This is a genomic window from Micropruina sp., assembly GCF_027492755.1.
GTDB lineage: Bacteria > Actinomycetota > Actinomycetes > Propionibacteriales > Propionibacteriaceae > Micropruina.
Window position 1 is genome coordinate 1 of record NZ_JAPUED010000189.1, and the last position, 7,004, is coordinate 7,004.

Here is a 7,004-nt window from a genome sequence, read left to right on the forward strand (position 1 = left end):
GCCGGGGCCAAATCAGGCCGTCACGGTGGGGCCAAATCAGAGTGTCATTTCCACCTGGGGCGTGCGCATTGCGGTAGAAGTCGGTCACGTCCAGGTGGACTGCCTCGTTCGCCCGCAACCCCCACGCATACGCCACCCGCAGCAGCACCGCATCCCGATACGCCGGCAGCGCGCCCTTTCGGCCATTCTTCAAACGGCGCTGGATCTCCTCGTCGGCACGATCGAACAACGCCTGCAGTTCGTCTCGCGTCAACGGACGCCGCCCCGGCCGGCCGTCGTAGTCCTGAAGGTGCCGGTTCGTGTTCCAGTCGTGGCAGACCTGCACCGGATGCGTGCCGAAACGCTGCTCGCACTCCGCCACCCACCCGTAGTGCTCCGACGTCAGATAGTCGCAGAACTGCCGCACCGCCAGCTGGTAGCCGCGGATCGTCGACGGCGCCAACTGCCGCACCGACACCAGATCCAGCATCCACTCATCGAACAATCCCGCCGACCACAACCACGGCCACGACCCCGCGTGCGCATGGAACTGCCGCACCGCGCGCACCGTCCCGGTCACGTAGTCCTCGCCCAGCCCGCGCCCGCCCAACTGCTGCGCCCGCCAGCCCGTCACCATCGCCTCGAACACGGACTCCTCAGCACGCAGGAACGACACGCCAGACGCGAGATACAACCCCGCAACACCATGCGCCACCGGCCGTGAACCCATCCGAAAAGCTCCTATCAAATGCAGACAATAAGCATTTAACGCGAAGATTTGGAGCGAGCGCAAGTCGATCCCAGTCAGGAAGCGGAACCCAGAAGGCTCCCCGTACGATCAACGACACCTAGAACTCACGCAGACCTGCATTAGATGCAATAGGGCGTGGTTTTCGCGTTCGTGGGTCGACAGGTCCACTTCGAAGTGGACGGCGACGACTTCTTCATAGATCTGCTCTTCTTCCACGTCGAGCAGCTGCGGTACGTCGTGATCGAACTCAAGGCTAAGAAGTTCGAACCGCGGGACGCCGGACAACTGGGCTTCTACGTCGCCTTGGTTGAGGACCGGCTACGCCGCCCGCAACACCAGGCAACGGTCGGGATGCTGCTCGTGGCCGACAAGAACGACTCAGTGGTCAGGTACGCCCTCGCCGGCACCACTCAACCGATTGCGGTGTCCCGCTACGAGTTGGCCGCCTCCGTTCGTGCCGCGCTGCCCACTGAGGATGTGATTGCCCGTGCTGTGGCGATCGAGTTGGGGGGAGTCGACAGCGCCACATGAGGTACCCCGGGACCGGGTTCCCAGCCTGTGGATAACTTGTCCAGCAGCCTGCTGGACAAAGTCAGTGGGATGGGATCGGTCCACCGCCCGCTCGTGGCCCGGGCCAGTGCCGAGTCCGGAGTCAGACCGTGCGCCAGGCCATCGAATTCGAACACCGTCGTGTCGAGGCTGGGCCAAGAAATGGTCTCCACCGCACCCGTTCAGAGCCGTCCGCGGGTGTTCGCCGGCCAGGTGAACCGGCTAGTCACAGCCATGTACGAACACGCCCGGACCCCCGGTAGCCCAACTGCTAAGCGGGTTTCGGGGTCAACCCGATCGCGAGTTCAAATCTCGCCGCCTCCGCTGTGACAAGGGGAAACGCCCCTCCTGAACGATCATCGGGAGGGGCGTTTCCGGGCTCTAGTCTCAGTTTTAGTCTCAGTTGTGGTCCGCCGAGGGCTCGCTGGGACTGTTCGATTTTGGCTGTTCATCCTTGTCCGGAGCCGTTCGGTCAGGCTGTGAAGTCCGCCCGACTCTGTGGCTGTGGCTGAGGCGCTGGGCGTGACCTTGCTGACCGGCGACGCGCGGTTGTCGAAGGCGACCGGCCCCCGCTGCCCGATCGAAGTCCTGAAGGCTCGCCGCTGAGGAGCGCGGGCTCAATTCTCACCGCCTCCGCTGTGACAAGGGGAAACGCCCCCCTGAACGATTGTCGGGAGGGACCTTTCCTCGTCCTGGGGCGTTTGTCTCAGTTCTGGTCTCAGGCGGTGTCCAGCGGCGGCCGTTACTCGCAGGCGAGGCCGTCGTTGTCGCCGTCGCCGTTGTTGCCGGTGCGGTGGGCGAACCAGTCGTAGATCTCAGCCTCGGCGGGATCATCGCGATGGAACGGCCCGGTCGGATCACCCACGGTGTTGCGTTTGAGTTGGCCGCAGGAGGTGTACTGCTCCCACCACCGTCCCGACGTCGGCGACGTACTGCGGGTGGGGTTCTGGCAAGCGGTCGTGATGACACTCCGGTCGGGTCCGGGGGTGGCGATCTGGGCGGCGTGGTAGGCGGCCTCGCGGGGGTGGGCGGGGTAGCCGTCGGTGGAGTCGTAGCGGGCGATCGCGTTGCCGGCCTGGAGTTGCATCAGGCCGAGATCGACCCCGTCGGGGGTGGTGACGAAGCGGATCAGCCGTCCGTGCCGGTCCTGGTCGTTCTGCCCGGCCGGGAGTTCCAGCGTGACCGGGTCTCCGGAGGAGAGCAGGCGTCCGATGGCTGCCGAGGCTTCGTCATGGCCGCACTCGCCGCGCTCGGGGGTGTCGATCCCGATCAGCCGGATCGTGCCGGCGCTGGTGGTGATGGTGTCGCCGTCCACCACCGAGACGAAGGCTGCCGACTCGATCACCGACCCGGTGGGCGTGGTCGTGGGGGAGGGTCGCGGCGTGGTGGTCGAGGGTGCCGAGGCCGTCGGCGTGGGGTGAGGCTGCGAGAGGGGCGTACCGGTGCAGCCGGTCAGTCCTGCGAGGAGCACCAGGGCGATCCCGGCTGCTCCTCGTCGTTGGGTGAGAGTCATCGGGTGGCTGAGGCTGCTCATCTGCCGGAGTCGGGATAGGGCTCGGCGGGGGAGAGCCGCAACTCGAAGGTGCTGCCGCCGCCCGCGGTGGGACGGTAGGTGAGGGTTCCGCCGTGCTTGCGGGCCAGGCTGGAGGCGATCGAGAGCCCGAGGCCGGCGCCGCCCTTGGTGCGGCCGCGGCCGGGGTCCTCGCGGAAGAAGCGCTCGAAGACGCGATCCTCGTTGCCGACCTGGAGGCCGGGGCCGTGGTCGATGACAGCCAGTTCGACGTAGCCGTCGCGGACGCCGACGGCGAGTTCGATCGGGGTGTCGGCAGGGGTGTGCTTGACGGCGTTGGTGAGGAGGTTGGCGATGATCTGGCGTAGCCGCGCCTCGTCGCCCAGCGCGCTCGGCGGCTGACCCTGCCAGGGCGGGTCGACCGGGTTGGCGACGGTGATCGACCGGTCGGGGGCGTTCACCCGGGCATCGGCGGCAACGTCGATGCTGAGGCTGAGCAGGTCGATGGGTCGCTGTTCGAGGGAGCGGGTGGTGTCGAGCCTGGCGAGCAACAGGAGACCCTCGACCAGGGACGCCATCCGGATCGATTCCGATTCGATACGTTGCACGACTTTCTGGATCTCGTCCGGCTCGGTCACGACGCCGGACCGGACGAGTTCGGCGTGGCCGCGGATGGTTGCCAGGGGGTGCGCAGTTCGTGGCTGGCGTCGGCGACGAAGCGCCGCAGGCGATCCTCGGTGCGGTCGCGCTGGGCGAACGCGGCCTGGATCTGGGCGAGCATCACGTTCAGCGAGGTCGCGAGCCGGCCGACCTCGGTGTCGGTGGTGGCGACATCGATGCGACGGGAGTAGTCGCCTGCGGCGATCTCTCCGGCGGTCCGCTCGATCTCGGTGAGGGGACGCAGCCCGAACCGGACCAGTACCACCCCGGCCGCTGTGGCGATCGTGAGAATGAGCAGACTGACGGTGAGGCAGATCAGCGCGAGCCGGCGGGCTGCGAAGTCCAGATCGGCCAGTGAATGAGCGATCACGACGTAGCCGTCGTCGATGACCAGGACGCGAGCCCGCCAGCCACTCGACCCGCCGGCGGCCGAGTCCAGGCTGATCACGGACTGGTCCGGTGCCGCTGCTGCGAGGACGCCGGCATCGACGCCGAGCCAGTCGGGAGCCGGCCGGTCGTCGTCCGGCAGCTGGCAGGACAGCGCCCCGGACGCGTCGAACACGCCGATCGCGAAGGTGGTGGGCAGCCGAGGGCCCTCGACACCGGGTGAGCCGTCGCAGAGTTGGTTGAGCCACGCTTGGAGCTGCTGGGGTGGGCTCTGCCCGAACGGGGTCTGCAGTTGCTCTTCGATCTGGCGGATCTGGAACACCTTGAACAGCGCCACGCTGGCCAGGGCGGCCAGCAGCAATGCAACCGCGAGCAGGCTCACCGACACCGTGACGAGTCGCTTGCGCAGCGACCACCTTCTCATCGCAGTTCCTTGGGCAGGCGGAGCGTGTAGCCGATGCCGCGGACGGTCTCGATCAGCGGCGGGTCGAAGACATCCACCTTGCGGCGCAGGTACCGGATGTAGGAGTCGACGACGCTGGAGTCGCCGTTGAAGTCGTAGTGCCAGACGTGTTCGAGGATCTGAGCGCGTGACATGACGCGGCCGGAGTTGCGCAACAGGAACCGCAGCAGCGCGAACTCGGTGGGGAGAGCTTGATCGCCTGCCCCTGCCGCCACACCTCGTGGCCGTCCTCATCCATCACCAGGTCGCCGTAGCGCAGCAGGTTCGACTCCTCCGGTGCGCGGTCGGCGCCGCCGGAGGTCCGGCGCAGAATCGCGCCTATCCGGGCGACCAGTTCCTCCAGGCTGAACGGCTTGGTCACGTAGTCGTCGGCGCCGAGCGTGAGTCCGCGGACGCGATCCTCGACGGAGTCCTTGGCGGTGAGGAACAGCACCGGGGTGCCGGTGTCACGGCGCAGCGTGCGCAGCAGATCGAAGCCCTGAATGTCCGGCAGCATGATGTCGAGGACGATGAGGTCGGGCTGCGTACGTCCGGCGACCTTGAGAGCCTGCTCGCCCGAAGCCGCGGTCTCCACCTGATAGCCGACGTAGCGCAGGCTCATCGCGATCATCTCCACGATGTAGGGCTCATCGTCCACAACGAGGACGCGGGCTCGTTCCTGGTGCTCCGCCATGGACCTCAGCATCCCCACCGAAGATGACAGTTTCATGAGAATTCGGCGGTTCTCACCGAACTGTCAGAAACCTCCCGCCGTTTCCCCATCTGCGCCGGTCACCCTGATCAGCATGCAGCAAGCAGACCGGATGCGCGTGAGCCGCACCATTGCACGGGGGGCGGAACGATCAGTCGCAAGTGGATTCTGATCAACACCGGGTTGGGCGTCCTCGTCCTCGGGTTGACGGTGGCCGGCGTGGCCGCGTTGGCAGCTCCCCGGGAGGATCCGACCGCGCACCTGCCGACCGCCACGGTGCAGCGCGGGTTCCTGGAGGCCACCGTCACGGCGAGCGGCAATATCGAGAGCGGCGCGACCGCTTCGTTGCAGATGCGGGGTGCCGGCGGCATCGTCGCGAAGGTGTACGTCGCCACCGGGCAGCAGGTCAGTCGTGGCGACAAGCTGGTTCGGGTCGATGACACCGACGCCCGGGCCCAGCTGGAATCGGCGCTGGTCGCGCTGGATTCGGCCGAAGCCTCGCTGCGGACGACCACCCAGGGACGGACGAGCGCCGAACGACAGGCCGACGCGGCGGCGATCGCCGCCGCGGAACAGAACCTGAAGAACGCCGAGCGCAGCCTCGCTGCGGCCCAGGACAACTACGACCTGGTCAAGGACCAGCAGGCCGAGCTGGTCGGAATCGCGCGGGATGCGGCCGACGCCGCCCAGCGCGTCGTCGATCTCGGTCGCGAGCAACTCGCGGCGCTGGAGCAGCAGCTCTCCGCCACCGACCCCGCCGATGCGGCCGCCATCGCCGCGCTGGAGGCGCAGATCGCGCAGGTGGAGTCGCAACTGGCCATCGACAAGGCCACCCTGAAGACCGCGGACGCCTCCCTGGCCCAGGCCAAGCGGACCCGCGACACCGCCCTCCAGCAGGCCAGGCAGAGCCTCACCAGCCAGACCGGCAGCCGGGACGCGGCGAAGAAATCCCTCGCTCAGCAGAAGGCGACGGTCGCGGTGAACCAGCAGGGCCCCAAGCCGGGCAACGTGGACGCCGCCAACGCCCAGGTCGAGTCCGCACAGTTGCAGGTCGACAAAGCACGCCAGGCGATCGAGGACACGGTGCTGGTCGCCCCGTTCGACGGCGTGGTCTCGACGGTGAATGCGGTGGTCGGGCAGTCCTCGGCCACGGTGGTGGCCAGTGCCACCGGCGCCTCCGGCCTGGTCGTTCTGGTCAATCCCGAGGGGCTGCGGGTCACCGCCGCCATCGCGGAGGCGGACGCCACCGCCGTGCAGGTCGGCCAGCCCGCGACGGTCAACCTGCCCGCCTCGGGGATCGACATGTCCGGCGAGGTGATCGCCGTGAACATCGCCAGCACTGTCAGCAACAACGTCGTCCAGTACCTCACCACGGTGTCGCTGACCGACCCGCCGGCCGAAGTCCGGGTGGGCCAGACCTCCAGCCTGTCGATCATCACCGGCAGCGAGGAGGACGCGCTGTTCGTCCCGACCTCGGCGATCACCGTCGACGGCGCCTCCAGCTACGTGACCCGGCTCGCCGACGGGGTACAGACCCGGGTCGAGGTGACGACCGGCATGGTCGGCACCACCGGGACGCAGATACTGAGCGGGCTGGCCGAAGGCGACATCGTGGTGCTGCCCAGCACCGGCGGCGCGGCGAGCCTGCCGTTCCCGGCGGCCGGCGGGAGCACGGGACAGTGACCGTGTCGAAGCGGTCCGGCCGGCCCGTCATCGACCTGCGTGCCATCCACAAGACCTACGGCGAGGACGAAGCCATCGTCCGAGCGGTGGACGGAGTGAGCCTGCGGGTGGAGCGCGGCGACTACGTCGCGATCATGGGCGCCTCCGGCTCCGGAAAGTCCACGCTGATGCATATCATCGGCTGCCTGGACACCCAGACCAGCGGCTCCTACCCCCTTGACGGGGTGGACGTCCGGCTGCTCGACGACGATCAGCAGTCGAAGATCCGCAACCGGAAGATCGGGTTCATCTTCCAGAGCTTCAACCTGATCGCCCGTACCTCGGCCGTGTC

The 7,004-nt window shown here is 67.7% G+C and carries 7 protein-coding genes and 2 pseudogenes; 3 read left to right on the forward strand and 6 right to left on the reverse strand.

The annotated features are described in order from the left end of the window. A pseudogene (locus tag Q0066_RS13125) lies at positions 1-709 on the reverse strand (hypothetical protein); the annotation flags it as partial. A 156-nt stretch (positions 710-865) separates the two neighbouring features. Here Q0066_RS13125 and Q0066_RS13130 point away from each other — a divergent pair. Further along, a complete protein-coding gene (locus Q0066_RS13130; RefSeq protein ID WP_298133593.1) occupies positions 866-1,261 on the forward strand; it encodes a PDDEXK nuclease domain-containing protein in 396 nt (131 codons plus the stop codon). A 760-nt stretch (positions 1,262-2,021) separates the two neighbouring features. Here the strand turns inward: Q0066_RS13130 and Q0066_RS13135 are convergent. The 5 genes and pseudogenes from Q0066_RS13135 to Q0066_RS17585 form a co-directional block, all read right to left on the reverse strand. After that, positions 2,022-2,813 carry a thermonuclease family protein gene (locus Q0066_RS13135; protein WP_298133595.1) on the reverse strand — a complete coding sequence of 264 codons (792 nt, stop codon included), beginning with the start codon at positions 2,811-2,813 and terminating at the stop codon, positions 2,022-2,024. Further along, positions 2,810-3,427: a HAMP domain-containing sensor histidine kinase gene (locus Q0066_RS13140; RefSeq protein WP_366521525.1), complete on the reverse strand. Its 618-nt coding sequence runs from the start codon at positions 3,425-3,427 to the stop codon at positions 2,810-2,812. Before Q0066_RS13140 ends, Q0066_RS13135 begins: the two co-directional genes overlap by 4 nt. Then, positions 3,424-4,260: a HAMP domain-containing protein gene (locus Q0066_RS13145; protein ID WP_298133598.1), complete on the reverse strand. Its 837-nt coding sequence runs from the start codon at positions 4,258-4,260 to the stop codon at positions 3,424-3,426. The genes Q0066_RS13140 and Q0066_RS13145 overlap by 4 nt, the downstream gene beginning before the upstream one ends. Further along, a complete protein-coding gene (locus Q0066_RS17580; protein WP_366521526.1) occupies positions 4,257-4,433 on the reverse strand; it encodes a helix-turn-helix domain-containing protein in 177 nt (58 codons plus the stop codon). The genes Q0066_RS13145 and Q0066_RS17580 overlap by 4 nt, the downstream gene beginning before the upstream one ends. 245 nt (positions 4,434-4,678) lie before the next feature. Further along, positions 4,679-5,008, reverse strand: a pseudogene (locus Q0066_RS17585) (response regulator); the annotation flags it as partial. Positions 5,009-5,209: 201 nt separating this feature from the next. Between Q0066_RS17585 and Q0066_RS13155 the strand changes: the two are divergent. Continuing rightward, the gene (locus Q0066_RS13155; RefSeq protein ID WP_298133600.1) at positions 5,210-6,673 is read left to right on the forward strand and encodes an HlyD family efflux transporter periplasmic adaptor subunit; all 1,464 of its coding nucleotides are present in this window, start codon (positions 5,210-5,212) and stop codon (positions 6,671-6,673) included. Beyond that, positions 6,670-7,004: ATP-binding cassette domain-containing protein (locus tag Q0066_RS13160; RefSeq protein ID WP_298133602.1), on the forward strand; the 335-nt coding region annotated here is incomplete at its 3' end. The genes Q0066_RS13155 and Q0066_RS13160, both read left to right, overlap by 4 nt.